The 23,690-nt window shown below is 58.4% G+C and carries 22 protein-coding genes and 1 tRNA gene; 9 read left to right on the top strand and 14 right to left on the bottom strand.

What is annotated here, in order from left to right:
* The first annotated feature begins 113 nt into the window (after positions 1–113).
* Positions 114–1,394, top strand: a complete 1,281-nt coding sequence (locus KFK14_RS16400) for an acyl-CoA dehydrogenase family protein (protein WP_070154131.1) — start codon at positions 114–116, stop codon at positions 1,392–1,394.
* A 101-nt stretch (positions 1,395–1,495) separates the two neighbouring features.
* Here KFK14_RS16400 and KFK14_RS16395 read toward each other — a convergent pair whose 3' ends face one another.
* The 3 genes from KFK14_RS16395 to KFK14_RS16385 all read right to left on the bottom strand — a co-directional run bounded on the left by KFK14_RS16395 (position 1,496) and on the right by KFK14_RS16385 (position 3,538).
* Complete coding sequence (locus KFK14_RS16395; protein WP_212608398.1) at positions 1,496–2,134, bottom strand: TetR/AcrR family transcriptional regulator; 639 nt, start codon at positions 2,132–2,134, stop codon at positions 1,496–1,498.
* 125 nt (positions 2,135–2,259) lie between these two features.
* Entirely contained in the window at positions 2,260–2,703 is a 444-nt protein-coding gene (locus tag KFK14_RS16390; RefSeq protein WP_212608397.1) for a hypothetical protein, read from the bottom strand.
* Positions 2,704–2,767: 64 nt separating this feature from the next.
* Positions 2,768–3,538 carry an SDR family NAD(P)-dependent oxidoreductase gene (locus KFK14_RS16385; RefSeq protein ID WP_212608396.1) on the bottom strand — a complete coding sequence of 257 codons (771 nt, stop codon included), beginning with the start codon at positions 3,536–3,538 and terminating at the stop codon, positions 2,768–2,770.
* A gap of 258 nt (positions 3,539–3,796) precedes the next feature.
* Here KFK14_RS16385 and KFK14_RS16380 point away from each other — a divergent pair, with 258 nt between their 5' ends.
* Together KFK14_RS16380 and KFK14_RS16375 are read left to right on the top strand one after the other, a co-directional pair.
* Positions 3,797–6,166: a TonB-dependent receptor gene (locus tag KFK14_RS16380; protein ID WP_212608395.1), complete on the top strand. Its 2,370-nt coding sequence runs from the start codon at positions 3,797–3,799 to the stop codon at positions 6,164–6,166.
* Positions 6,167–6,231: 65 nt separating this feature from the next.
* On the top strand, positions 6,232–6,972 hold the full coding sequence (locus tag KFK14_RS16375; RefSeq protein WP_281417155.1) for an SDR family NAD(P)-dependent oxidoreductase: 741 nt from the start codon (positions 6,232–6,234) through the stop codon (positions 6,970–6,972).
* A gap of 37 nt (positions 6,973–7,009) precedes the next feature.
* Here the strand turns inward: KFK14_RS16375 and KFK14_RS16370 are convergent, their stop codons facing one another.
* The 7 genes from KFK14_RS16370 to wrbA all read right to left on the bottom strand — a co-directional run bounded on the left by KFK14_RS16370 (position 7,010) and on the right by wrbA (position 13,214).
* Entirely contained in the window at positions 7,010–7,735 is a 726-nt protein-coding gene (locus KFK14_RS16370; RefSeq protein WP_212608393.1) for a dienelactone hydrolase family protein, read from the bottom strand.
* A 38-nt stretch (positions 7,736–7,773) separates the two neighbouring features.
* Positions 7,774–8,670: an intradiol ring-cleavage dioxygenase gene (locus KFK14_RS16365; RefSeq protein WP_212608392.1), complete on the bottom strand. Its 897-nt coding sequence runs from the start codon at positions 8,668–8,670 to the stop codon at positions 7,774–7,776.
* Between the two features lie 10 nt (positions 8,671–8,680).
* Entirely contained in the window at positions 8,681–9,757 is a 1,077-nt protein-coding gene (locus KFK14_RS16360) for a maleylacetate reductase (RefSeq protein ID WP_212608391.1), read from the bottom strand.
* Positions 9,758–9,775: 18 nt separating this feature from the next.
* Complete coding sequence (locus KFK14_RS16355; RefSeq protein ID WP_212608390.1) at positions 9,776–10,807, bottom strand: amidohydrolase family protein; 1,032 nt, start codon at positions 10,805–10,807, stop codon at positions 9,776–9,778.
* 105 nt (positions 10,808–10,912) lie between these two features.
* Positions 10,913–11,830: a fumarylacetoacetate hydrolase family protein gene (locus KFK14_RS16350; protein ID WP_070154114.1), complete on the bottom strand. Its 918-nt coding sequence runs from the start codon at positions 11,828–11,830 to the stop codon at positions 10,913–10,915.
* 75 nt (positions 11,831–11,905) lie between these two features.
* On the bottom strand, positions 11,906–12,586 hold the full coding sequence (locus KFK14_RS16345) for a glutathione S-transferase family protein (RefSeq protein WP_212608389.1): 681 nt from the start codon (positions 12,584–12,586) through the stop codon (positions 11,906–11,908).
* Positions 12,587–12,614: 28 nt separating this feature from the next.
* Complete coding sequence (gene wrbA / locus KFK14_RS16340; protein ID WP_212608388.1) at positions 12,615–13,214, bottom strand: NAD(P)H:quinone oxidoreductase; 600 nt, start codon at positions 13,212–13,214, stop codon at positions 12,615–12,617.
* Positions 13,215–13,547: 333 nt separating this feature from the next.
* Here wrbA and KFK14_RS16335 point away from each other — a divergent pair, with 333 nt between their 5' ends.
* On the top strand, positions 13,548–13,937 hold the full coding sequence (locus KFK14_RS16335) for a nuclear transport factor 2 family protein (protein ID WP_070154107.1): 390 nt from the start codon (positions 13,548–13,550) through the stop codon (positions 13,935–13,937).
* 191 nt (positions 13,938–14,128) lie between these two features.
* Here KFK14_RS16335 and KFK14_RS16330 read toward each other — a convergent pair.
* Positions 14,129–14,203: transfer RNA gene (locus tag KFK14_RS16330), tRNA-Glu, on the bottom strand.
* Positions 14,204–14,450: 247 nt separating this feature from the next.
* Here KFK14_RS16330 and KFK14_RS16325 point away from each other — a divergent pair.
* The 3 genes from KFK14_RS16325 (at position 14,451) to KFK14_RS16315 (ending at position 18,508) form a co-directional block, all read left to right on the top strand.
* Entirely contained in the window at positions 14,451–16,769 is a 2,319-nt protein-coding gene (locus KFK14_RS16325; RefSeq protein ID WP_212608387.1) for an EAL domain-containing protein, read from the top strand.
* Positions 16,770–17,065: 296 nt separating this feature from the next.
* Positions 17,066–17,644, top strand: a complete 579-nt coding sequence (gene pdxH, locus KFK14_RS16320; protein WP_212608386.1) for a pyridoxamine 5'-phosphate oxidase — start codon at positions 17,066–17,068, stop codon at positions 17,642–17,644.
* A 78-nt stretch (positions 17,645–17,722) separates the two neighbouring features.
* Positions 17,723–18,508 carry a PhzF family phenazine biosynthesis protein gene (locus KFK14_RS16315; protein ID WP_212611198.1) on the top strand — a complete coding sequence of 262 codons (786 nt, stop codon included), beginning with the start codon at positions 17,723–17,725 and terminating at the stop codon, positions 18,506–18,508.
* 43 nt (positions 18,509–18,551) lie between these two features.
* Here the strand turns inward: KFK14_RS16315 and KFK14_RS16310 are convergent, their stop codons facing one another.
* On the bottom strand, positions 18,552–20,075 hold the full coding sequence (locus tag KFK14_RS16310) for a sensor domain-containing diguanylate cyclase (protein ID WP_212608385.1): 1,524 nt from the start codon (positions 20,073–20,075) through the stop codon (positions 18,552–18,554).
* A gap of 103 nt (positions 20,076–20,178) precedes the next feature.
* Between KFK14_RS16310 and nadC the strand changes: the two genes are divergently transcribed.
* Both nadC and KFK14_RS16300 read left to right on the top strand, forming a co-directional pair.
* Positions 20,179–21,024, top strand: coding sequence for a carboxylating nicotinate-nucleotide diphosphorylase (nadC, locus tag KFK14_RS16305; protein WP_070156196.1), 846 nt, complete (start codon positions 20,179–20,181; stop codon positions 21,022–21,024).
* Complete coding sequence (locus KFK14_RS16300) at positions 20,996–21,730, top strand: ribonuclease T2 family protein (RefSeq protein WP_343227761.1); 735 nt, start codon at positions 20,996–20,998, stop codon at positions 21,728–21,730. The genes nadC and KFK14_RS16300 overlap by 29 nt, the downstream gene beginning before the upstream one ends.
* A gap of 4 nt (positions 21,731–21,734) precedes the next feature.
* Here KFK14_RS16300 and KFK14_RS16295 read toward each other — a convergent pair whose 3' ends face one another.
* The gene (locus KFK14_RS16295; RefSeq protein ID WP_212608384.1) at positions 21,735–22,157 is read right to left on the bottom strand and encodes a DUF4112 domain-containing protein; all 423 of its coding nucleotides are present in this window, start codon (positions 22,155–22,157) and stop codon (positions 21,735–21,737) included.
* Positions 22,158–22,176: 19 nt separating this feature from the next.
* Positions 22,177–23,607, bottom strand: coding sequence for an ABC transporter substrate-binding protein (locus KFK14_RS16290; RefSeq protein WP_246524673.1), 1,431 nt, complete (start codon positions 23,605–23,607; stop codon positions 22,177–22,179).
* Positions 23,608–23,690: the final 83 nt, after the last annotated feature.

Below are 23,690 nucleotides of genomic sequence, written 5' to 3'. Positions count from 1 at the left end.
CATATGTATGCAAGTGGATACATGTCGGCGAAAGGCCGCAGCAGGGCGCTTGTTCAAAGCTGAGCCAAATCTGCTGCGTTCGCCTGACCGGATATTTTTAGGAGAGTGGGATAATGGCTTCCAACGCGAACATGAAATCCGCCGCTTCGGCGATACCTACGGATGAAGAATTACTGGAACGCGCGCGGGAAATCCGGCCTCGCCTGGTGGAGCGCCAGGGGGAAACCGAAGCGCGCAGCTTCTATCCCGAATCCACGCATGAGGAGTTCACCAACGCCGGCTTCTACAAGATGCTCGTGCCCAAGCGGTATGGAGGATATGAATGCGATGTCCTCACCTATTTCAGGATTGTGCGTGAAGTGGCGCGGGGTTGTCCCTCCACCGGATGGATGCTCAGCCAGTCGATCAACCACACGCTGACTGTGGCGTCCTTTTTCGCGGAAAGGGCGCAGGCGGAAATTTTCGCCAGCGGCGAGTTTCGCGCCCCGCTCACGGCAAAGCCGGAGGGTACGGCCGAGAAGGTCGAGGGCGGCTGGAAGATCAACGGCTTCTTCCACTATAATTCGGGCGCGCCCTATTCCACCCATATGATGTCGCATGTGTTCCTCATCGACCCCGAAACGGGGAAGAAGGGCGCGCCGATGATGTTCATCGCGCCCCGCGACACATATGAAATCATGGATGACTGGGGCGATGTGCTGGGGCTTCGCGGTTCGGGATCGCACAGCATCAAGGTTGTGGATGCCATCATTCCTTCCGACTACGCGACGCCGGGGCAAACCTTTCTGACGATGGATCCCAAGAGCGCGATCGGCATGGATCTGCACGGCAATCCGCTCTACGGCGGCAGCACGCTCAGCTTCTATATGCTCGGTGGGTCGAATGTGGCGACTGGCACGGCGAAAGGCGCCGTCGATTGTTATGAGGAGCTGATGGGATCGAAAACCATTCCCAGCCCGCCATTCACACCCCGGTCGAGCGATGCCGATTATCAGCGCTGGTTCGGCCGCTCAGTCGGCCAGATCGCCACTGCCGAATGCGCGCTCGATGCGGTCGCCCGCGAATGGATTGATCTGTCGGCCCGCAAGGCGTGGAAGCGGGAGGAGGATGTCCGTTTCGTCGGCATCGGCCATGAAGTCGTCAACAATCTGGCGTGGAAAGCGATTCAGGAGGTTGTCCGCACCTGCGGTTCGACCAGAATTCGCCGCGGTGAGCGGATGGAGCGGCTGTGGCGCGACTATTCCCAATTGTTCAGCCATGGGTGGCAGTTCCTTTACGATCTGTCCGCCCGCGACCTTTCGCGCGAGCGGGTGCCGCCCTTGGCTGCGGAACCTGGCAATGACTGGTCGCCGACATTTGTGGAAGGCGCGAAAACACCGGTGATCGGTGTCTGATAAAGATTGCCGGCAGGCCGAATGGAAGGTCTGCCGGCATCCGCTTGCCATCTTGTGTCTGAAACTTCGCCCGCGATTTTAGGCAGGCGCTGGAATACTATTCAGGCGACTTTGCCGGAGATTTTGTCTGAGGGGCTGGGCAGCGTTCCGGTAGCGGAACCCTCCGGCATATCCACGATCTTTTGCAGCGTTTCCGCCAACCATTGGTCGATGAAAATCTGTTCTTCCCGGCTTTCCTCACTCTCCTCTGCGGTGAGGAGCTGGACGACCGTGAATCCCATAGAGAGCATGGATATCAAACGCGCGCGGGCTTTGGCGTCCGGGCCGTCAAGCCAGTCTGCGATCACGTCAACCAGTTGATGATTCCATTTTTCGCTGCTGATGGCTCTGGCCTGCGGGTCGCCGATTGAAAGCGCCAGCATGGCACCGGAATTCATCGTCGTGGCATGATTTTGCCGGAGAATATTGGCCTGCCTGTTGCCGAAATCGGCGCGATCTTCGATCAGCAGATCGTCAAGCTTCAGGATTGAAGCCAGCGCTTCCCGGAACAGGCTGGCCTTGCCGCCGAAATATCGGGTGATCAGGTTCTGGTTTACTTCGGCAGCGGCCGAGATGTCTCGAATGCCGACATCGCGATATCCCCGCGTCGAAAAGGCGTTTTGTGCAGCCTCCAGGATGCGGGCCTTCGTCTTTGTGGAATTTCGCGGGCGGGGAGGGGCGCTGTCGGCTGCTTTGGTCATCGCCTTGTGTAACATCCACTGGAATGTGGATGCAAATACCAAGCCGCATTCGCATGGGTCGCCGCGCCGGATAAAATCGGGCGGCGATCCCGCCCGAAGGTGCCGGCGCGGCGGCCGATGTCATGTTATCGCTGTTGGGAGAAGGGGCCGCCCTTCATCGACATGCCGGATGCGGAATCGACATTCACGATAATGGCGACGCCTTTCTTGTCCGGGTCAAAATTCCGCTCATTCTCGATCATCCCGTTATAGACCTCATCATTCCGGGAGGCATCGGCGCGGGCCTGCCCCTTTATCGACAACAGCATTTTGTCGCCGCTTGGCAGAGGGCCGAAAAAGATGAGCGACAGATTGGCGTTCTCCTCGATCGCAGCGGCCAGCCCCGTGTCGGTGCTGCGCGCCCAAAGACCTATTTCATTAGCGTTGAGCACTTGCGCGCTGCCGCGCAGGGAGAGAGAAGGCTCCTGCTTCTCATTGACATAGGCGACCGCTACAGGCGCTCCCCGCTCATAGGCCGCATCCACGGCTGCCTGGATGTCGTCTGCTAACAGGTTGATGGTACTGGTCATTTAAGGTCTCCTTTCAGAAATTCAGATATGAATTGGTTGGTAGATATTAGGGGGACGGGGCCGGTCATTCGGCGCGCTTGCCGCCATCGACCACAATCGTAGAACCGGTCATGAAAGCGGCGTCGGGGCTGAGCAGCCAAGCGATGGCGCCGGCAATGTCCTCCGGCTGGGCAATGCGCCCCAGCGGATATTTCTTGCCCATCGTAATGGCGGCTTCATCAGGCGAAATCTCGCCCATCACCTGCCTTACAATGCCGTTAAATTGCTCAGTGCGCGTGGTTCCGGGACAGACGACGTTGATGCGGACATTTTGCGCAGCAAATTCCAATGCTGCAGATTTCGTCAGGCCAATGACCGCATGTTTCGCGGCGCTGTAGATAGAGCCGTGTGGCGTTCCTCCAAGGCCGGCGACAGACGATAGATTGACGATCGCGCCTCCGCCGGCCGCAGCAATGGCAGGTATCTGATATTTCATGCCCAGCCAGGCGGTTTTCAGATTTGCGTCGATGACGCGCGCAAAGAGCGCTTCGTCCGAATCCACTGCCGTTCCCACAGCCGCGGCGCCCGCGGCATTCACGGCAAAGTTCAACTGACCGTGCGTGTCGGCGATGGCTGACACGACTGCCTCAGCCTCTTTCTCCACCGAGAAGTCCGCTCGATGGACGGACGCCTTTCCGCCGTCGTTCTGAATAGCGGCCGCCACAGCGTTGAGCGTGTCGGCTCGGCGACCACTTACGACCACATGGACGCCTCTTTTTGCCAACAGCATCGCCGTTGCGGCGCCGATACCCGATCCGCCGCCAGTGATGAGGCAGGTCTTTCCTTCAAGCTCCATATTCCCTCCCGGCCGTCAGTCAGCTCCGCCAAAACTGTATGAAGTTTTGGCGGAAAGATTTTCCGATCCCATATTTTTAAACTCGATCCAGTCTGGCGATTCTCAAAAATATCACCGAAATATCCCGTATTTTCTGGGATTTTTATCGGCGTTGACAAAGTAGTCAAGTGGATACATAATCGTTTTCGGATGGTCAATATCCCTCTGCGGCATTCAAGAGTGTGCGCAGAGATCAATAAAAATCTGGGGAGGATTTGTATGAGCGGCTCATGCATTCACCGCGCATTGGCTTGCGGTACGGCAATGATGTTGGTGATTGGCTGCGCATTGCCTGCCGTCGCGCAAACGACGCCTGCAGCGGACAATGCCGATGCCGGAGTGAACGATATTATCGTCACGGCGCGCAAGGCGTCGGAGAATTTACGGGACGTTCCCGTCGCGATAACGGCAGTCTCCGGCCAGCAATTGACAGAAGCGAAGATTGCCCAGATTGGCGACCTCACATCGCGCATTCCGCAATTGGTGGTATCCTATTCCGCGACCCAGCCTGCTGTGCTCATTCGCGGCTTTGGCACTGGAAACAGCCAATCCTTCGATCAGGCGGTCGGTAAGTTCATCGACAATATATCCTATGGCCGGGATCAGGATGCGCGGCTGCCCTTATTCGATGTCGAACGTGTCGAGGTCCTGAAGGGTCCCCAGGTTCTGCTCTTTGGCAACAGCTCCACCGCCGGCGCTCTCAATATCACAACCCGTAAGCCGGGAGATGATTTCGAAGCGGATGGTTCGGCCGCGTATGAGTTTTATCATCAGGAAATTCTGGTTCAGGGCGGGATGACGCTTCCCATTGCGGAAGGCGCGAGCCTTCGCGTTTCGGGCATGTATCAGGATCTGAACAAAGGTCCCAATTTCAACGTCGCGACCGGCAAGCATGTTTCCACCGACGAGAATTATGCAGCGCGCGCCATTTTGCGGCTGAACCCTGCGGATGGCATCGAAGTGATGCTGAAGGCCGAATATGATCATATCCGCAACAAGGGGATGGTTGGCGAACCTGTTGCGCAGCCCCTCTTTATCCCGCCCATATTCGGATATCAGTTCCCGGAAGTGAATTATGACGGCCGGATAAATTCGGACAACAGTGTAGCGCCGCTTTTTGGGAATGATTTCCAGGCGCTCAATAACCAGACATACCAGATGGATGTGAACGCCGATCTGCTAGGCGGCACGCTTACCTCAACATCAGGATACCGGGACCTTGAGATGGGTCTTGGCGCGGCAGGCGGGCAGGATGTGCCGCTATTTTCCGGCTATATCGGTTATCGCAACAAACAGTTCAGCCAGGAACTGCGCTTCGCCGGTAAATATGGAAGTTTCGATATCCTGTTCGGCGGATTCTATCAGTGGGAGAAGCGCGACAATATTACCGTGGCGGATTTCAATGCGGCCGCCATTGGCGTCCCGCTGCCGCCCTTCGCGCTTAACCTCCTGTCCCTGCAAAAGACGAAAAGCTATTCGGGATTTGGTGACGTCACCTATCACCTGACCGACGCATTCAGCATCGAAGCCGGCGCACGTTACGCAATCATCACGCGGGATGGCAATCAATCGGCGCTGGCGGGCAATATCGTGCCTAACAAGAGTTTCGGGCAGGGCATGGGCTGGGTGGATCTCAATCCTGCTCTCGACCCGGTGTTTTTCGGCTTTTTCGGGGTGCCGCCGCACAGCTTCTCTGGCCTGCATCTGCGCGAAACGCATTTTCAGCCGCAGGTTATCGCCCAATATAAGGTGAACAGTCACGATCAGGTCTACGCCAAATTCGTAAAGGGCGACAAGGCTGGTGGTTTCGATGTCGCCTATCAAGGCATTCCGGCCAACCCGGCCACTGGCACGCCGGTCATCGTCGAACCGGAAGGCACGCGCTTCCTGCCTGAAAAGGCGGAGTCTTTTGAAATCGGGTACAAGGGCATCACGCCGGATCGCAAACTCAGTTTTGCGCTGGCCGCCTTCTATACGACCTTCACCAATCTGCAGACCAATGCCTATGTCGGTTCCGCGACTGTCGCAGTGGTGGCGAATGTGGGCAAGGCGCGCAGCAAGGGGTTTGAATGGGAGTTCAACTATGCGCCTATTGAAGGTTTGAAACTGGGTTTCACCGGCGCGTTCACCGACGCAAAATATAAGGATTTTCCTGGCGGGAGTTGTACGCGCCAGCAGGATCTCGACACCATTCTGGCGACCGGAAATCCCTTTGCCGTGTGCGTCCAGGACCTTTCGGGACACCGGACGCCCATGTCGTCCCGTTGGGTGGGCACCTTCTCCATCGACTATGAACAGCCGGTGGGCGACTTGATGCTTGGCGGCGGCGCGGTGCTCGCTGGACGGTCGCACTACAATACATCCGCCAATGATGAGCCGCTGCTGGAGCAGAAGGGATATATCACTGTCGATGCGCATCTGGACGTGAAGGCGGGCGACGGCACATGGACCTTCTCCCTGTTCGGCAGGAACCTGACCGATAACCGTTACAATGAATATGGCAGCATCTCGCCCGGCACCAAGGACGGCCTTGTCGCTTTCCCGTCCAAGGGCCGCCAGATCGGCATTCGCGCGGGCTTCAACTTCTGATTGCAACTGCAGGCGGCGATGGCTGGAAAGCCGTTGCCGCCCATTTTTAGGGAGCCTGGCCTTTGATGCTCGAAGGAAAAACGGCGGTAGTTACAGGAGCAGCCAGAGGCATGGGGCGGGTTTTTGCCCTGCGGCTGGCCGCTATGGGTGCGCAGGTCGCCGCGCTTGATGTGCTGGATTGTGCGGAAACCGTGAATTTGATTGAGGCGGCAGGCGGAAAGGGCCTCGCCATGCAGGTGGATATGGCCGCCCCGGAATCCATCGTCGAAGCCGCAGACCGGGTCACCGCCATGTTTGGGACTGTGCAGATCCTGGTGAACAATGCGGGCATTCACCCCGTGCCCGTCGCTTTCGAGGAGATCGATCCAGCCTTCTGGCGGAAAACGATGGCGGTCAATCTGGACGGTCCTTTTCTGTTGATCAGGGCGCTTCTGCCAGGAATGAAGGCGCTCGGCTGGGGCAGGATCATCAATATTTCCTCATCCTCTGTGGACAATTCACCGCCGATGGGCGGAGCCTATGTCGCCAGCAAGGCGGGTTTGGTGGGATTGACGCGCACTTTGGCGGCGGAGGTTGGCCGTCATGGCATTACGGTCAATGCCATTGCGCCGAACCCGGTAAGGACTCCCGGCGCGCAAGTGCCTTTGTCACCGGAGATGTTCGACCTGATTGCTTCGCAGCAACCCGTGCCCGAAGTCATGGAAGCGGATGATGTAGGCGGCACCGTTGCGTTTCTCTGCACCGACGACGCCCGGTTCATCACCGGACAGAATCTCCATGTCGACGGCGGTGCGATCCGCAGTTGATTTGAGACAGTCGGGAAAACAGTGTGAAGAAGCCGTTTTATATCAGCACCCTGTTGAACAGCTCCATCATCGCCTTCCAAGAATGCGCATCCGCTGCAGCGTCATAACGGGCAAATTCCGGTCTGCCGATCTTGTCAGCGTCCGGGTTGGTGAAACTATGCACGACGCCGCCATAAAGATGCATCGTCCAGTCAACCTGACCCTCACGCATTTCCTTTTCAAAGGTCAGGCGCTGTTCGGCGGGAATGCCCGGATCGTCCGCCCCAATGCAGACGAGTACCGGGCAGGAGATGTTGGACGCATCCTGCGGAGCATTTGTGGCGAGGCCGCTGTGAAAGCCGACTATGGCCTTTATCGGCGCGCCCGACCGCCCAAGTTCAAGCGCCATCGTGCCGCCGAAGCAGAAACCGATGGCCGCAATGCGGAGCGGATCGACCCATTCCGTTTTCATCACGGCGTCGAGCGCCCCCGCGGCGCGTGACCGAATACGCGCTGGATCGGGGCGCAATATGTCCAGCAGCGGCATCACCTCCGCAATGTCTGAGAATGTCTGCGCGTTGCCATGCAGGTCGCATACGATGGCTGCAAAGCCCTCGTCAGCCAGACGCCGGGCCTTGGCATGAACATGCGGGCCGGGGCCAAAGGCTTCGGGATAGAGGAGCACGCCCGGCGCCGTGGTCGTCCGCGCGTCGTCAATATAGAGCGTGGCCTTCATCGCTAGGCCGTCACCAGTATAGGCGATGTCCTGGGTTATTATTGTCATGGCTTGTCCTTGATCTGTGGTTCGTAGTTGGGCGGGGATCAGATATCCGTAGGACGGAGCTGGCCTTCGCGCGCAAGCGTGAAATCCCATTGGACTGACCAATAGGGGCTGGAGAAGCCCAGCTTTGCAGCTTCCCCCGGTTCATCGATCAATTCAAAATCGGCGATAAGGGACTGCTTTACGCCAAAAACCGCATCTCCGGGCAGATAAGGGCAGTCGGGTGTGAAGATATGCGTTACCAACCTGTCATAGCCTGCAGCCTCCACGATGAAGTGCAGATGCGCCGCACGGTTCGGATGACGATCAAGGGCCGTCAGCATCTTGCCCACCGGCCCGTCATCCGGAATGGGATACCAGCGGGGTTTGACCGACCGGAACCAGTAATAACCGTCAGCATCTGTCCTGAATATGCCGCGCAGGTTGAAGTCGGGTTGGATGCCCTTCTGCTGCACATCGTAAAAGCCGTCCTCATTGGCCTGCCACACATCCAGCGTGACGCCGGCTATGGGCTGCCCCTCCGTATCGATCACGCGGCCGCGCACCAATAGCGGCTCTCCTTTTCCGTCCAGGCAGATATTCGCGCCCAACGGATATTCGGGCGCGTTGGCGACATGGAATGGGCCGAGCACAGTATTCTCGGTCGATCCATTGGGGCGATGATGGTTGACAGCATCCACCAGCATCGACACGCCCAATACGTCCGACAACAGGATGAACTCCTGCCGCCATTCATTGCACATATGGCCGGTGTCGGTGAGGAACTGGATGCCCGTCATCCATTCTTCCGGCGTAACCTTCGCCTCCCTGACCGCTGCGTGCATGTGGCGGACCAGGGTATCGACCACTTCACGAAGGCGAGGATTGGCGGCGGGGCCAGTGCGGCTGCTTACGATCTCCGCAGAGCGATCTTCCTCGAACCAGGAAATGTCGGTCATTTCACTTCTCTCAATCCTTGGCGGGCGGAGCGCCTTGCCAGGCGCGCGCTATCAGTTGGCGTATGGGATTTTCTTCGAGGGGGCGGGGGTTCCAATAAGGATTGGCGAATGCCCGGCCGGTCGCCTCGTCTATGCCCTCTTCCGGCATGCCGATGGCCCCCAGGCCGTGCGGCGCACCGACCTTCAGCGCCAGTTGGTGAAGGGCAAGCGCCGGATCGTCGCCGAGAACGGATTGGAGCTGCTGCCAGGCTTCTGGAATCGCTGGCGCATTATAGGCAAGCGCATGTGGCAGGATAATCGTGTGGGTTTCTGCATGCGGCAGGTCGAACGTGCCGCCGATCACATGGCAGAGCTTGTGATGCAGCGCCATGCCGACCGCGCCGAGGCAGATGCCGCACAGCCATGCGCCATAAAGCGCGGCAGCACGCGCGTCCCTATCCGAAGGGTTGTGGTTGATGGTTGGCAGCGCCCCAGACAAGGCGGAGATGCCTTCCAGCGCCATCAAGGAAATCACGGGATTGCGGTCCCACGCATATAGCGCTTCCGCGGCATGGGCGATCGCGTTGATACCGCTCGTGCCCGAAAGCATGGGTGGCAGTCCGAGAGTAAGATCCACATCGTAGATCACCACTTCGGGCAATATCGCCGGGTCGGATCGGGTGGTCTTTGTGCCGTCAGACGTCTCGCCCAGGATGGGCGTCATCTCCGATCCGGCATAGGTGGTCGGCACCACGATCTGGGGCAGTCCGGTGCGAACAGCGATAGCCTTGCCCAAGCCGGTGGTCGATCCTCCACCGATGGCGACGACGCCATCAGCGCCCAGCGCATTCACGACCGCCACGGCGTCCTGTGTGACATTCACCGGCGTATGCATGACAGCGCCAGCGAATATGCCTGCCGCTTTTTCGCCGATGTGTTGCGCTAGCTTTTCTGCCTCGCTCCGCTGGAAGGGCGTGGATAGCACCAGCACCCGTTTCAGGCCGAGCCGCTCTATTTCATCGGGCAATTGGGCAATCGTGCCATGCCCGAAAATCACGCGGCCCGGATTGGCGGTGTAGGTGAAGGATTGGCCTGGGGAGAAAAGCATATCTTTCGACGCTACCCTTCAATCCACATTGGAAGGATTGGGCGGTGTCGCCGCCATTGCCTTGCCTTCGTCCAGGCCAAGCTGGAAGAGCCGGTTGGCGTTGGTCCTGCCGATCTTCAACCGGTCGTGTTCGCTGATGGTGGCGTTGTCGAACCAGTTCGCGGCATGGTCGACATTTTCGAAAGGCCAGTCCGCCGAGAACAGGATGCGGTCCGATCCTATCTCCATCATCGCATCCACCAGCGATTGCGTCCGGAAATTGCCGGAGGTCGTGATGTAGAAATTATTGTGGAAATAATAGGATATGGGCTGCTTGGCCGGGTGCTTCTTGGGCATTTTAACCCATGCGTTCCGATGATCGATCCGCCACATGGATATGGGCAATCCTTCTCCCATGTGACCAACGATGATCGTAAGGCCGGGATGCTCGTCGAATAGGCCGGAACCCATCAGGCGCAGCGCGTGCACAGCGGTTTCCTGCCCAAATGCCCATGTCGGCCCAAGCAACCATTCATGGCCAGCATAGATTTGGGCATTTTGAGGCAGGGGATTGCGCGGATGCAGATAGAAGGGGACGTCCAGCTTTTCGACCTCTGCCCAGAAGGAGCGATACATGGGCAGATCATAATATAGGGTCTGGTCGCCATCCCCGGACTGGGAGAAACCGTTTACGAGCGCTCCCCGGAAACCCAGTTCCTTGACGCAGCGTATCACCTCCTGCGACGCGGCATCGGGGTCCTGCAGAGGGAGGGCGGCGAACCCCTGGAATCGGTCCGGCCGCTTGGCGATTTCCTCCGCCAGATAGTCGTTGGCGCGCTGCGCAATCTCTATGGCTTTGGCGGGATCGGATATGGCCTGCACAGCGGGAGCGTTGAGCGAGAGCAGCATCATTTCGATGCCGTTTTCATCCATTTCCCGCAGACGGCGATCCTGGATATCCAGAATGCGCGCCGACAATTCCGTCCAATAGTCGTCCGGTACAAAACCAGCCGAATCCTGAAGCGTTTCTGGAATGGCGAAATGTTCTTCCAGGGCTATTTTGCCTTGCATATCATACTCCCAAACATGTTCGCCGATGAGCGCAGCCGTCGATATCGAGCTATATTTCCGCGACATTGCGACAGGGGTGGGCGCGAAACGGCCTCATCGCACACGTCAGACTATTGGCGTCACCAGCTTGCCCAGAGAGCCTATCTCCAACTCCACAATGTCTCCGGCTTTCAGATATTGCGGCGGCTTTGCGCCATGGCCTACACCCGCCGGAGTTCCGGTCGCGATGACGTCTCCCGGCATCAGGGTCATGATCGAACTGAGATGTTCGATGATTTCGGCAACGCCGAACACCATTTGCGCGGTATTTGAATCCTGTTTGGTGATCCCGTTTACTGTAAGGCGCATCGGTATATTCTGGGGATCGGTCACGAACTGCGCCGGAACCAGGAAAGGCCCCATAGGCGCAAAGCCGTCAAATGCCTTATGCTGCACCCAATCGATGCCCACTGGCGGCCGTGTCGCCAACCAGTCGCGGCAGGACAGGTCGTTAAAATTGAGATAGCCTGCGACCATATTGAGCGCGTCGGCTGCGCTGACATTGGCGCAACGCTTGCCAATGACCACGCCCAGCTCAGCCTCCCAATCCATCATCTGCGACCGCCGCGGTACCGCCACGGGATCGCCATTGCCGCGAACCGTATTATTTACGGGTTTCAAGAAACTGTAGGGGTAAGAGGGCGTCATCGGGATCGCCATTTCGGCGATATGATCGTGAAAATTCGAACCGATACAGACAATTTTGCCGGGATTGGCGAGAGGCGAAGCAAATTTCGCGCTATGAACCGGGATGCCCTTTTCCAAAAATAGAGACTTTCCAGCTTCAACCTTCGCGGCGATTTTTGCGTTCCATCCCGACCAGTGGTCGAGAACCGGGGCAAGGTCATCCACAGGGCGGCCAGTGCTGTTTCCAATTTTTCCATCAAGCAAGGTGTCGATCGGCAGCAACATGCCACCATGTTCGACCATCGCTTCTTTCCCGGCCGCGCCGCTTACCACCGCCAAACGGTATAATTCCGTCATTTATATTCCCCGCCTCGTCCCATTGGGTTGTCATTTAAGTGCATGCTGAAGTTCCGTTTCGCGGTGCCCTCATCATCATTGCGTGCCGCCGTGGCGGTACATGTGGTCATGGGCTTCCTGATCGTAGGACTGTTTGAATACGCCGCTGTCGCGCAGGCTCGCCGCAACCTTTGCCGCCGGGCGTTCGGATATCCTGTCAACGAACGCCATGAGCGACGGATATTCCTGCCGTGCGTCAGCACCCAGGATGAAATCGATATTCCGGGTCCAGCCCCAGACTGCCATATCGACAATGGAATATTGGCCGTTGACGATCCATTCCCGTTCACTCAGCCGGTCGTCGAGAATGGCGTAATGCCGCCGCGCTTCGAACATGTAACGGTTGACCGCATAGTCCTTTGGCTCCGGCGCGAAATGGCGAAAATGGACTGCCTGACCGCAATAAGGGCCGAGGCCGGTCGCCGCGAACATCAGCCAGGAGCGCAGTTCGGCGCGTTCTTCGGCTGTGCCTACCGGGTAGAATTGGCCGGATTTTTCGCCCAGATGGATAAGGATCGCGCTGCTGTCGAAAACGACAATGCCGTCATCCACTATGACCGGCACCTTGTTGTTTGGATTGAGCCGGGTGAATTCCGGCGTGAACTGGTCGCCCTTGAATGTATCGACGGGGACCAATTTGTAAGGAAGTCCCGCCTCCTCAAGAAAGAGGACGATTTTCGTCGGATTGGGCCCGAAGTGATAATAGAGGTCGATCATCGCAATGCACCTTGCTGGCGGTGGCTGATCAAGACGCAAGTTTCGCCGCTATGCGGGCGACATGCGCGCCGAGAAACCGGGCGCCGTCCAATTCAGAAGGGCTGGGGAGGCGCGATCCATCGCCGGCCGTTACTGTGGTCGGGCCATAGGGCGAGCCGCCACGGATTTCATCGACCCCCATCTGACCCTGGAACGTCGAAGGAAGGCCAGCCAGCACCATGCCGTGATGCATCATATTGGTCAGCATGGAAAAGAGCGTGGTTTCCTGGCCGCCATGCTGGCTGGCCGTCGCCGTGAAGGCCGCTCCCACTTTCCCGACCAGCGCGCCCTGCATCCAGAGTGGGCCAGTTTGATCCCAGAACGCCGTCATCTGGGTCGGCATGCGCCCAAAGCGTGTCGGTGCGCCCATGATTATGCCGTCATATCCGGCCAGATCCGCCGGATCGGCAAGCGGGGCTGTCTGCTCAAGTTTGAAATGCATGGCCTTTGCCACCTCGGCCGGCACTGTTTCCGCCACGCGGCGAACATCAGCTTCGGCACCCGCTGATATGACACCCTCCGCAATGGCGTGCGCCATCATCTCAACATGCCCAAAGGAGGAATAATATAGAATCAGCAGCTTGGGCATCTCTCTCACCTTCGTTGAATAAGTGTACGCACTATTATTGACGGTGCTCATTTGTCAACATCTGTATACATATTGACGGAAATCGATTTTGAAGGATATCCTCGAAGAATGGTGATGAATCTCGTGGATAATCCCGAAAAATAGGATGTGTAAGGCGTTTATCAATAAAGTGGGTGGACGCAACAAAAGAGTATGCACTAACATGATGTGGTCGGTTTTGGCAGAAGGCGGGAGAATGGATTTTTTCAGTCCGGGCTGCGGAGCCTGGGCGGTGGCGGCTGAGCGGCGCTGCTATCCTGCCGATCAATTTTAACTGAAAACAGGAGCCTATTTATGTCGGAGAGCAGCGTCATATTGGATGCGGAAGGTCAGTGGATGACCGATTTCTTTCGCGATGCAGACAAGCTTGATCTGCCTTTGTTGATGAGTTGGTTCGCCCAGGACATCGACCTGCGGATCGCGAACATGCCGCCCGTTATCGGCTGGTCCGCCGTGGAAAAATCCTTTGCCGACTTCTGGGCCAATCTCTCCGGCATGAGCCATCGCGCCGAAGAACTGGTGGTGAAAGGCGATAATGGCGCGCAGATGAGTATTGTCACCTACACTAGGAAGGACGGCAAAACTGTCTCCATGCCAGTGGCGAGCCATATCCGGCGTAACGCCAGCGGCAAATTCGATCGTCTCTGGATATATATCGACATAAACCCGCTTTTTGCGGAGTGATCTGCGGCCGATGCGGCACGGGAAGGAATGGGCAGCCCGCGCCGCATCGCCTTCCTCACGGCGTGTGACGCCGTGAGCCTTGGCCAAATCAAAAAGGCGAAGCACTCCCCATTATGACGGGGAGGGCGCTGCCGTGACATGCCCGGCGAAGATCGGGCTATTGCGTGGAATTGAGGCGGTAAGCGTTGTTCTGGTGACCCCTACGGGAATCGAACCCGTGTTTCAGCCGTGAGAGGGCCGCGTCCTGACCGCTAGACGAAGGGGCCTTATGCCGAATTTCCGGCATTTGCAGGAGGCGGCGTTTACGGTTGAGCGTCCGGCGCGTCAAGGGGGTGGCGCGCTTTAGGCCGAGCGCTTTGAACCGGGTGTCGCTAGTCTGACCGTTTCGGAGACAATCAGTGTCCGCCACCCAACTATAGGCTGAATTTTCAGATCGTTGCCATGCGAAGCCCATAGGCGCGTTTGCACTTTGATAATGATTGCCGACTACTGTGGTGCGGAAGGATTTAACCAATGCCGCCTGCACCGTTCCGCGCACGCGCTAAAGCGTTGTTCAAGAAGCGCCAACTTCTCATATGGTTGGCGCTGGCGTCTTTGCTCGTTGGCGTCACGGCTTTTGGTGAACCTCTCGATCTTTCCCTTCACACCCTGAGAAATAAAATCCGCTCCCAGCCGGTCAGCGGCAAAGTGGTGGTCGTCGGCATTGATGACGATTCCCTGATGAAGGTTGGCCCATGGCCGTGGAACCGGGAAAAGCTGGCGACCCTGACCCAGCGGCTGTTCGACAATGGCGCGAACCGCGTGTTCATCGATATTTTTCTGCGTTCCGGTGAACCGCAGGGCGATCGCCGCTTGGCGCAGGTGGTCGCGCGCTATCCCGGCCGCGTTCTGGTGACCAGCGGGTTGGGTAATCCCGGCACCGCGCAGGCCGGCAAGTTCGTTTTGCCTATGCCAGAGATTGCCAAGGTGTCCGAAACCGTCAGCGAACTCAAATGGCTTGAGTTCTGGAATGGCGTGGCGACACTGACTTATGCCAGCAGCATTGACGGCAAACCGCATCGCTCCATGGAATCGGCGATTGCGAACGTCAGCGGTGGCGTCGACGAAAAATATCCCATCGATTACTCGTTCCGGGTGGCGTCCATCCCTTATCTGAGCGCTGCGCACGTCCTGTCTGATACGAACGCTGCAGTTTCGGTGAAGGGGCGCGATGTCCTGATCGGGATCAACTCTCCCACGACGGGGGACATGTTCTTCGTGCCGGGGCAGACGCGCTCGGCGCGGCCGTTCATTGTGGTGGCTGGCGCCGAAACTTTGCTTCGCGGACGCCCGCTGGTGCTGGGCTGGTGGCCTGGCTGGCTCTTGGCCGTGGGCGGTGCGGCTTGCCTGCTTTATGCCAAGCGCCGGATATGGGGCAGCGCGGCTGCCTTCGTGACTTTGACTGCGGTATTGGTGGGGCCTCTTTTGTTGGAGGCCAATAATATCTTCATCGACGTGGCGCCTGCGATCGTGCTCATCCTTTCCGCGATGGTTGCTGCTGCCTGGCTCCGCTTTGGCGCGCGCAAGCGCAGCCAGGGCGCGACCAATCCCGTGTCGGGCCTGCCCACGGCCACGGCCATCCTGCATGGAGACCAACTGGATTCCGGTTTCCTTGTTGCCGTGCGCGTGCGGCATTTTATCGACATCATCAGCGCCTTGCCGCCCGATCGGGAAAGGGAACTGCTGAAACAGATCGTCACGCGGATGACGCTTGGGACCGGTGGGGCGCAATTGCTCCATGGCGATGATGGCAATTTCTTCTGGCTGGCGCCTTCCCCTGAACAGGCGACGGTGATCGATCAGTTCAAGGCGCTTCAGCTTATTTTCCGTACGCCGATCCAGGTTTTCGATCGCAGCTTTGACGTGGATGTGGCGTTCGGGCTGGATCAGGAAACGCATATGCCGCTGTCGCATCGTCTGGCAAGCGCGCTTGCGGCCGCGCATGCCGCGAGCCAGCAAGGCGTCGGCTGGAAGGTTCATGATCCGGCGACATCTGGCGCAAAGGAATGGACGCTATCGCTGCTGGGCGAACTGGATCAAGCCATTCAGAGCGGTCAGATATGGGTAGCCTATCAGCCCAAGCTGGATCTTGCCACGCGCACATTCGTAGGAGCGGAGGCGCTCGTCCGCTGGACCCACGCCACTCGCGGGCCGATCAACCCTGCCGAGTTTGTTGAGGTGGCCGATCGCCATGGCCGGATTGGAAAGATCACATCCTTCGTGCTGGAGGATGCCGCTCAACTGGTGAAAGACGCGCGCCAATGGGTTCCGAACTTTACGGTGTCCGTCAATATATCTCCGAGCCAGCTTACCAATCGCGAAGTCATCGATATGGTCGATGCCGTGCTCCTGCGGCACGACATCCCGGCAGAGAGCCTGATTCTGGAAGTCACCGAGTCTGCGGCCATGGCCGAAGAGGGCACGGCGCAGGCTTTGCTAGAGGAATTGCGCGAAAAGGGCGTCGGTCTGTCGATCGATGATTATGGCACCGGCATGTCGACGCTCGAATATCTGCGCCGCATTCCGGCAAGCGAATTGAAGGTGGACAGGCGCTTCGCTTCGGCGCTTGCCACCAATGCTCAGGATCAGGCGGTTATGCGGTCAACCATTGAGTTGGCGCATGCGCTGGGCATGAAGGTTGTGGTCGAGGGAATCGAGCAGGCGGAGACGCTTTACATGCTCGCCGGCATGGGATGCGACATCGGACAAGGTTACCATATCGGCAGGCCTGCGGACGGCACATCGCTGCTCGAACTTCTGGAACCGCAGAAACACTGGGCATTTACTGGTTAAAATGGATGGTTAAAATCTTGTAAACCACCCCTGTTTAGATTAACCCCAATTCTGCAGCTAGGGAAGCTGCGGTTTATGATTCGGGGTTTTTATGCAGAAGAAGAAAACTCCCCAGACAACCGGTCACAAAGGTTTCTGGGGCTGGCTCTTCGGCGGCGGCTACGTTTAAGCCACTAGCTGAGCCAAGCTCAACTCTTGGAAAAGCCCCTTTTGAGGGGCTTTTCTTTTGCCCGTTTGAGAGCGCCTATCTCGCCGTTTCGCTCGACAGTCCTGCATAGCCTTTCTAGACAAGCTGGATGCCAACAGACCCATTCTCCCTGTTCGATGATTGGTATGCCGAAGCGCGAGATAGCGAAATCAATGATAGCAATGCCATGGCTCTGGCGACCGCAGATGAGCAGGGCAGGCCATCGGTCCGTATGGTGCTGCTAAAAGGGCATGGCCCCGAAGGGTTTGTGTTCTACACGAATTTTGAAGGACGCAAGGCGGAGCAACTTCTCGCCAATCCCAACGCTGCATTGTTGTTTCACTGGAAGTCGCTCCGAAGGCAAATCCGGATTGAGGGCAGGGTTGAGCCGGTGGATCCCATGATAGCCGACGCCTATTTTGCGACGCGCAGCAGGGATTCACAGCTTGGCGCATGGGCTTCGGATCAGTCCCGGCCGTTGGAATCGCGCGAGACCTTCATCCATCGTTTTGATGAGCAGAAGTCCCGGTTTGAAGGCAGGGAGGTTACCCGCCCGCCGCATTGGTCGGGATTTCGCGTTGTGCCTGACCATATCGAGTTCTGGCAGGACCGCGAATACCGGCTTCACGAACGACGTCTATTCAAACGTGCGGGGCAAGGCTGGGACGAAGGGTTGCTTTATCCCTGACCGGTCCAATCCGAAGATGATGGCCCTTGGCGCCGGTGAGCATCGATGGAAAAGGGAAGCCTGATCAGGAGCTTCATCATGCCGCAATTGCCATTCGTCCAGGTCGACGCCTTCGCCTCTGACCCATTTACCGGCAATCCGGCTGCCGTAATGCCGCTCGAGCAGTGGCTACCCGATGATGTGATGCAAGCGATCGCCGCGGAAAATAACCTTGCGGAAACCGCCTTCACCATTCCCGCAGTGGGCGATGCTGATGCGGATTACGAACTGCGCTGGTTTACGCCGGCGGTGGAGGTAAAGCTTTGCGGCCATGCAACGCTGGCGAGCGCGCATGTTCTGATGGCTGGGGACTCGGTCAGGTTCCGTACCCGCCATGCCGGGGTATTGGATGTCAGCCGACGGGAGGACGGATATGCCCTGTCTCTCCCCGCCTGGGCGCCGGTGCATAAAGCATTGCCTGAACTGGCCCAAGCCATGGGAGGAGATGTTGTCGAAACGCTCTGGCGCGACGGCGGCTATGCCGTTTTCCTCTATCGGGATCAGGATGCGATTGAGGCGCTGACGCCTGATTTCTCCTCCCTGAAAGAGCATGGCGACATTTTGCTTATCGCCACAGCTCCCGGAAAAGGGACTGATATTGTAAGCCGCGTATTCGCTCCGGGCGCTGGCATTGACGAGGACCCCGTGACGGGATCGGCCCATTCGATCATCGTGCCTTATTGGGCGCAGCGCCTTGGCAAGCCTGGCATCACGGCTTTTCAGGCTTCGCGTCGCGGGGGGTATATCGATTGCCTTCTTACAGATGACCGGGTCGTCCTGACCGGTCAATGCCGCACGGTGATCGAGGGCATGTTTTCCCTGTAGGGGCGTTGGGATACCCAACCTGATTGGGCGATAATTCCGGCGGCTAGTAAACGGCTCTCAAGGCTGGCGTCGACTTGCCGTCGTCGGGCGTGATCAGCCCCGCCTGTCCGAAAATGGTTGCCGTCCCACGACTGATCCGTTTCGCCTCATAAAGCGCCACATCCGCCCTATGGAGCAATTCGCTACGGTCCCGGACCGTGTCGTCCAGCCAACTTGCGCCTATGGTCCCGGAAACGGGAATTATGCCATCATCATGTCTGACGGGGTGGCGCAAATCTCCCAGAAGTCTGCCGATAAGGCGTGTGAGATTGCCTCCCGCCTTTCGCGCAGGGACGAGCAAGACAAATTCGTCGCCACCGAGCCGCGCAGCGAAGCATTCGGCCAGATAGGGCGCGCGCAGCTTGGCCGCCATCAACCGCAGAAGATCATCCCCCGCCATGTGGCCACAGCGATCGTTGACAGTCTTGAAATGGTCGAGATCTATCAGGATCAGGGCCAGACTCTCGTCACGCTGCCTGGCCGCTGAAATTTCCTGATCCGCGACTTGATTGAAATGCGCGCGATTGGCGATTTTGGTCAGGTCATCGACATGCGCCGTTTCGCGCAAAGCCTGCTCCAGCGCATGGCGGCTCGTAATGTCCTGAAACACGCCGATGACGGCGACGGCCTGGCCATCGCGCATCTCAAGCTCTCCCATAGTGCGAACGCGGCGCAGGGCGCCACGCGCCGTGATGAAATCCGACTCCTCATCCATCGACTCGCCGGTCTGGATCGTCCGGGTCAGTGCGGCGGAGACAGCCGCACGCGCTTGGGGCGGATAATATTCCAGCGCTTTCACCAAAGGGGGAATCGCGCTGCGCGCCAGCTCATGAATGGCGTAGACCTGATCAGACCATTCCAGATTCTCCTCCAGCAGATCGAGCCGCCATGATCCGATATTGGCCATGCGTTCCGCCTGCTTGAACTGGCGGTGATTGAGATCCAGTTGCTGCAGCATAGCGCGCCGTTCTTCCGACAAGCGGATTGCGTTGGCCGCCGTATTCCTCGCGACTATGAGCGATTCCACTAGGCTGGCCAAATCCCGCAATATTTTCTCGTCGACTGCTGAGAGGTTCCGCGGTTTATCATCGATAACGCAGAGCGTGCCCAGAGGATGGGCGCCGGGATGCATCTCGCCGCCGTCCGCATAGATCGGCACGCCTGCATAGAATCGGATATGGGGAGCGCCAGTCACGAGTGGATTGGCGGCAAATCGTGGGTCAGCCGTGGCGTCGGGCACGACGAGCAGAGCTTCTGCGGCTACGACATGGGCGCAAAATGCCTGCTCGCGCGGTGTTTGGGCGGCGTCCAGACCACATTTGGCTTTGAACCATTGCCGGTGGTCGTCGACGATGGATACCAGCGCTATCTGACAATCCAACGCGCTCTTTGCGCATTGCACGATGGCGTCGAATTCCCGCTCGGGAGGCGTATCGAGCAGCTCAAGGCTTTGAAGTACGGCCAATCGGCTGGCTTCGTCATGCGTGTCGAGCGGGCAGGCGGATGAATGTGCGGCGCGTCGGGTCATGACCGCTACATAGTTGATGGCGGTTAAGAAATTTCTGTTCAACCTCCGAAATGAAGTGAGCATCCGGCTGTTCCAGCGCCATTTCCTCGTTTATGGCGCACACATGACATTTACGCTCCCCGGTTTCGATCTTGACGCCTTCATCCGGTCCACTCTGGCGGAAGACCTGGGGGAAGGCGGAGATATTACCTCTGACGCAGTAATCCCCGCAGAAGCGGTATTTGCCGGCGTGATGGATAGCCGGGACGCGGTGACTGTGGCCGGCCTGCCGATCGCGGAGGCGTTCTTCCGGCACCTCGATCCGCAGGTGACGGTGGAAATCCTGGTCGACGAGGGGCAGCAAGTGGCGGCCGGAACGGACATCATGCGCTTGAAGGGCAAGGCGCGTGCGATGCTGACTGCGGAACGGTCCGCACTCAATACCGTGCAGCATCTGACCGGCATCGCGACCATGACCCGGCAATATGTCGACAAGATCGCCGGAACAGGCGCTATATTGCTGGATACGCGTAAAACCATTCCAGGCCTTCGCGTGCTGGAAAAATACGCGACGCGCACGGGGGGCGCCACAAACCACCGGATGGGTTTATGGGACGCAGCCATGATCAAGGACAATCATGTTGCGGTTGCCGGGTCGGTGGAGGAAGCGGTGAGACGAGCGGCGGAGGCCGGCATCGCCAGCATAATCGTTGAAGTCGACAAAATTGACCAGATTGAACCGGCGCTGCATGCCGGAGCGACTCATCTCCTACTGGATAATATGGACCCGCCAACCCTCCGCGGCGCAGTGACGCTGATTGGCGGGCGCGTGCCCACGGAAGCCTCAGGGGGCGTGCGTCTCGATACCATCCGGGCGATTGCGGAGACCGGAGTGACCTATATCAGTGTCGGACGTCTGACCCAGTCCGCTCCTGCGGCGGATGTCGGATTGGATTTTACCAATGCATAGGCCGTTGGCCTTTGTCCTGATCGCCATGACTTTCGCGCCCACGGCGCGAGCGCAGGCTTGGCAATGCAGGCCGCCCAGCACCATTCCACATGTGCGTGTGGAAGGTGCGACGGCGAGGGAGCCGAAGCGGGATATCCCGATCGCTGGCTACACGCTTGCTTTGACCTGGTCCCCCCATATCTGTGCACATGCCAGCCGCGCCGGAGATGCCTTTCGTTGTGGCGGCGGGGGAAAGCGATTCGGTTTTACGCTGCATGGGCTTTGGCCGGACGGAGCCGGAAAGACTTGGCCGCAATATTGCCGGCCAGCGGCATCGCTGCCACCTCCGGTAATTCGCGCGAACATATGTTCCACCCCTTCGGCGCAGTTGATCCAGCATGAGTGGGCGAAGCATGGAACCTGCATGACCACGCGCCCGTCCGCCTACTTCGATCAGTCCCGCAAGCTTTATGAGAAGCTGAATTTCCCGGATATGGCGATTCTGTCGCGTAGACGGAATTTGCTAGTGAGAGATGTCGCCAACGCGGTTGCCGCGGCAAATCCCGGGATGCGGGCAAACATGATGCGGATCACGGTCGCTCGCGGCGGATGGCTGGACGAAATCTGGCTATGCCTGGACAAGCGCTTCAGGGCTGTTGCCTGCAAAGCCGGGTCCAGTGGCGCGCGTCCAGCGCTCCCGATCAAGATTCAATTGCCTCAGGCATGAATCATTATCCCTCGATAATGATCGTTTCGGGATGATGCCTATCCAGATGCTTGCGGATAATCCGCAAATTCTTCGTATTGGACTTGAAGAAGAAGTCGAAGGCGTCGCCAACAAATGGAATGGCGCCCAGCACCGTATCGACGCCGACATTGGCGGACATGCGAACTAGCTGCCACTTGGGCATGCCCAGGTTTTTCGCTTCCCACACAATCCATGCGCCCATTGCCGCAGTGACGAAATCGCCAATGACAGGGATTAGGCCGACAAGGCTGTCCAGCCCCACGCGCCGATTGGTGCCGGGAATAACGAAAAGCCCCTCCAAAAGGGCTTCCATCGCCTCAACCCTTTGACGAATTGCATGCGGGTCGTTGCCGAAGCCAGGCAAATCCCTCGCTATACGCTCGAACTGATCCTGGGCGACCGGCATCGGAATGTCTCCTTTGCCTTTAATTGGTGGCCCGAAACAGGTGATTCAATGGGTGGCGCGCACGGGGAGATGATGTGAAGCCATTCAACAGGCGAGTGGCGAGGGACCATCGGACCGGTGCAGCCAAGGGAATATATCCCGCATGCGCGACTACCAGCGCTTCTGCATCCGCCAGCAACGCAAAGCGGGCGTCTTCGGTGGGCGCGATCGCCGCTTCGCTCAGCTTGACGTCGGCTGCCTCGCTGCAATGAACCTTTCGGGCGCAACTCAATCGGCCCAGATACCATGCTGCGCTGTCATAGGCGGCGACTTCGTCAATCAGGCGCAGGTCCGCTTCATCATCATCGATTGGGACCTGGCGCGACGGGACGCCAATTCGGCGGAGGTCAGACGATATGAGCTGGAACAATATGCGCGCGCCCGCGCCCTCCGGCAGTGCGATGCGCAGGACTGGCACCGCTCCATTTGCGGAGCGCCACTGGTTGACGGCGTTGGCCGCGAAGTTCCTGCGTTCACTGATGGACAGGCCGTGCCAGCGCGGTGCAGAGGGAGGGCGAGGCAGATCCAGTTGCTGGGGCATGAGCATATCAGTGATGCCCCAACCGCCGATCGCGAAATTGGCCAGAAGCCTTTCTCGTTCGATGGCGGCGGATAAGGCTTCACGGATCGGATCATCATCCAGAAACGCGCTTCGGCCCGTCACCGCTAGGCCCAGTAGACCCTGCACGGGATCGATATGAACCGATGAATTGTCCACGCCGGATTTGGAAAGCAGCGGGAGGTCGGCAAGGCGGCCGCCGAGCACCAATTGCGATAGCCCTAGTTTGAAGCGGCTGATCGCCTTTGCGGCCCGCTCGGCCCTGACGACCCGGTTATGCCAGGCAGGAATTTCGGGCATATCCTCCCCGGCGTGCGCCATCGGATCGTCAACCGGGCGCAGGAAATAGGTATTGGCTCTTTTCTGCTTGCGATAGGGACCGGTTCCGCCGTCCGGGCCGGTGATAGCCATCTGCGGTTGCGCCAGCATTTGAAGAAAATAAGGCCGCGCTGCCGACAAGCGGATTTCGATGACTTCGCCTGTCATGGGCACCACTTCCCGCACGACTTCCAGATCGCCAAGTGGATCAAGGGCAAGATTGGATTTGATCCGCGCCTCCAGCAACCGGGCGACTTCTGGGGCGGTTATATGACTACCGTCCGGCCAGCGGGCGCGGCGCAGGCGGAAGATATAGCTTCGCCCTTCATCCTCCACGATCCATCGCTGCGCGAGAGCCGGTACGATTTGGCCCGACTCATCGAACGCGACAATGCCTTGCGCAGTTGCTTCAAGGATCAGCTTGGATGCGGGCGACATGACCGATTTCAGCGGTTCGGCAAGTTGCTTGTCCGTTCCAATGACGCTGACAATGACTGGGCCGACCTGTTCATCCCGCGAGCAGCTCCCCAGCATTGCCACCACTGCGAGAGAGAATAGAAACGTAAGGGTGTTACGCGCAGGCATTGCCGATCGAAGTCCAGTCTTCGAGGAAAGCG

The organism is Sphingobium phenoxybenzoativorans (genome assembly GCF_018286635.1).
GTDB classification, from domain to species: domain Bacteria; phylum Pseudomonadota; class Alphaproteobacteria; order Sphingomonadales; family Sphingomonadaceae; genus Sphingobium; species Sphingobium phenoxybenzoativorans.
Note: the sequence above shows the minus strand (reverse complement) of the source record. Positions and strands in the feature narration are given on the sequence as shown.

What these genes read in the sequence shown, in the direction of transcription:
- KFK14_RS16400 (WP_070154131.1), top strand. Translation starts at nt 114, where the DNA reads ATGGCTTCCAACGCGAACATGAAATCCGCCGCTTCGGCGATACCTACG.
- KFK14_RS16395 (WP_212608398.1), bottom strand. Translation starts at nt 2,134, where the DNA reads ATGACCAAAGCAGCCGACAGCGCCCCTCCCCGCCCGCGAAATTCCACA.
- KFK14_RS16390 (WP_212608397.1), bottom strand. Translation starts at nt 2,703, where the DNA reads ATGACCAGTACCATCAACCTGTTAGCAGACGACATCCAGGCAGCCGTG.
- KFK14_RS16385 (WP_212608396.1), bottom strand. Translation starts at nt 3,538, where the DNA reads ATGGAGCTTGAAGGAAAGACCTGCCTCATCACTGGCGGCGGATCGGGT.
- KFK14_RS16380 (WP_212608395.1), top strand. Translation starts at nt 3,797, where the DNA reads ATGAGCGGCTCATGCATTCACCGCGCATTGGCTTGCGGTACGGCAATG.
- KFK14_RS16375 (WP_281417155.1), top strand. Translation starts at nt 6,232, where the DNA reads ATGCTCGAAGGAAAAACGGCGGTAGTTACAGGAGCAGCCAGAGGCATG.
- KFK14_RS16370 (WP_212608393.1), bottom strand. Translation starts at nt 7,735, where the DNA reads ATGACAATAATAACCCAGGACATCGCCTATACTGGTGACGGCCTAGCG.
- KFK14_RS16365 (WP_212608392.1), bottom strand. Translation starts at nt 8,670, where the DNA reads ATGACCGACATTTCCTGGTTCGAGGAAGATCGCTCTGCGGAGATCGTA.
- KFK14_RS16360 (WP_212608391.1), bottom strand. Translation starts at nt 9,757, where the DNA reads ATGCTTTTCTCCCCAGGCCAATCCTTCACCTACACCGCCAATCCGGGC.
- KFK14_RS16355 (WP_212608390.1), bottom strand. Translation starts at nt 10,807, where the DNA reads ATGCAAGGCAAAATAGCCCTGGAAGAACATTTCGCCATTCCAGAAACG.
- KFK14_RS16350 (WP_070154114.1), bottom strand. Translation starts at nt 11,830, where the DNA reads ATGACGGAATTATACCGTTTGGCGGTGGTAAGCGGCGCGGCCGGGAAA.
- KFK14_RS16345 (WP_212608389.1), bottom strand. Translation starts at nt 12,586, where the DNA reads ATGATCGACCTCTATTATCACTTCGGGCCCAATCCGACGAAAATCGTC.
- wrbA (WP_212608388.1), bottom strand. Translation starts at nt 13,214, where the DNA reads ATGCCCAAGCTGCTGATTCTATATTATTCCTCCTTTGGGCATGTTGAG.
- KFK14_RS16335 (WP_070154107.1), top strand. Translation starts at nt 13,548, where the DNA reads ATGTCGGAGAGCAGCGTCATATTGGATGCGGAAGGTCAGTGGATGACC.
- KFK14_RS16325 (WP_212608387.1), top strand. Translation starts at nt 14,451, where the DNA reads ATGCCGCCTGCACCGTTCCGCGCACGCGCTAAAGCGTTGTTCAAGAAG.
- pdxH (WP_212608386.1), top strand. Translation starts at nt 17,066, where the DNA reads ATGCCAACAGACCCATTCTCCCTGTTCGATGATTGGTATGCCGAAGCG.
- KFK14_RS16315 (WP_212611198.1), top strand. Translation starts at nt 17,723, where the DNA reads ATGCCGCAATTGCCATTCGTCCAGGTCGACGCCTTCGCCTCTGACCCA.
- KFK14_RS16310 (WP_212608385.1), bottom strand. Translation starts at nt 20,075, where the DNA reads ATGACCCGACGCGCCGCACATTCATCCGCCTGCCCGCTCGACACGCAT.
- nadC (WP_070156196.1), top strand. Translation starts at nt 20,179, where the DNA reads ATGACATTTACGCTCCCCGGTTTCGATCTTGACGCCTTCATCCGGTCC.
- KFK14_RS16300 (WP_343227761.1), top strand. Translation starts at nt 20,996, where the DNA reads ATGTCGGATTGGATTTTACCAATGCATAGGCCGTTGGCCTTTGTCCTG.
- KFK14_RS16295 (WP_212608384.1), bottom strand. Translation starts at nt 22,157, where the DNA reads ATGCCGGTCGCCCAGGATCAGTTCGAGCGTATAGCGAGGGATTTGCCT.
- KFK14_RS16290 (WP_246524673.1), bottom strand. Translation starts at nt 23,607, where the DNA reads ATGCTGGGGAGCTGCTCGCGGGATGAACAGGTCGGCCCAGTCATTGTC.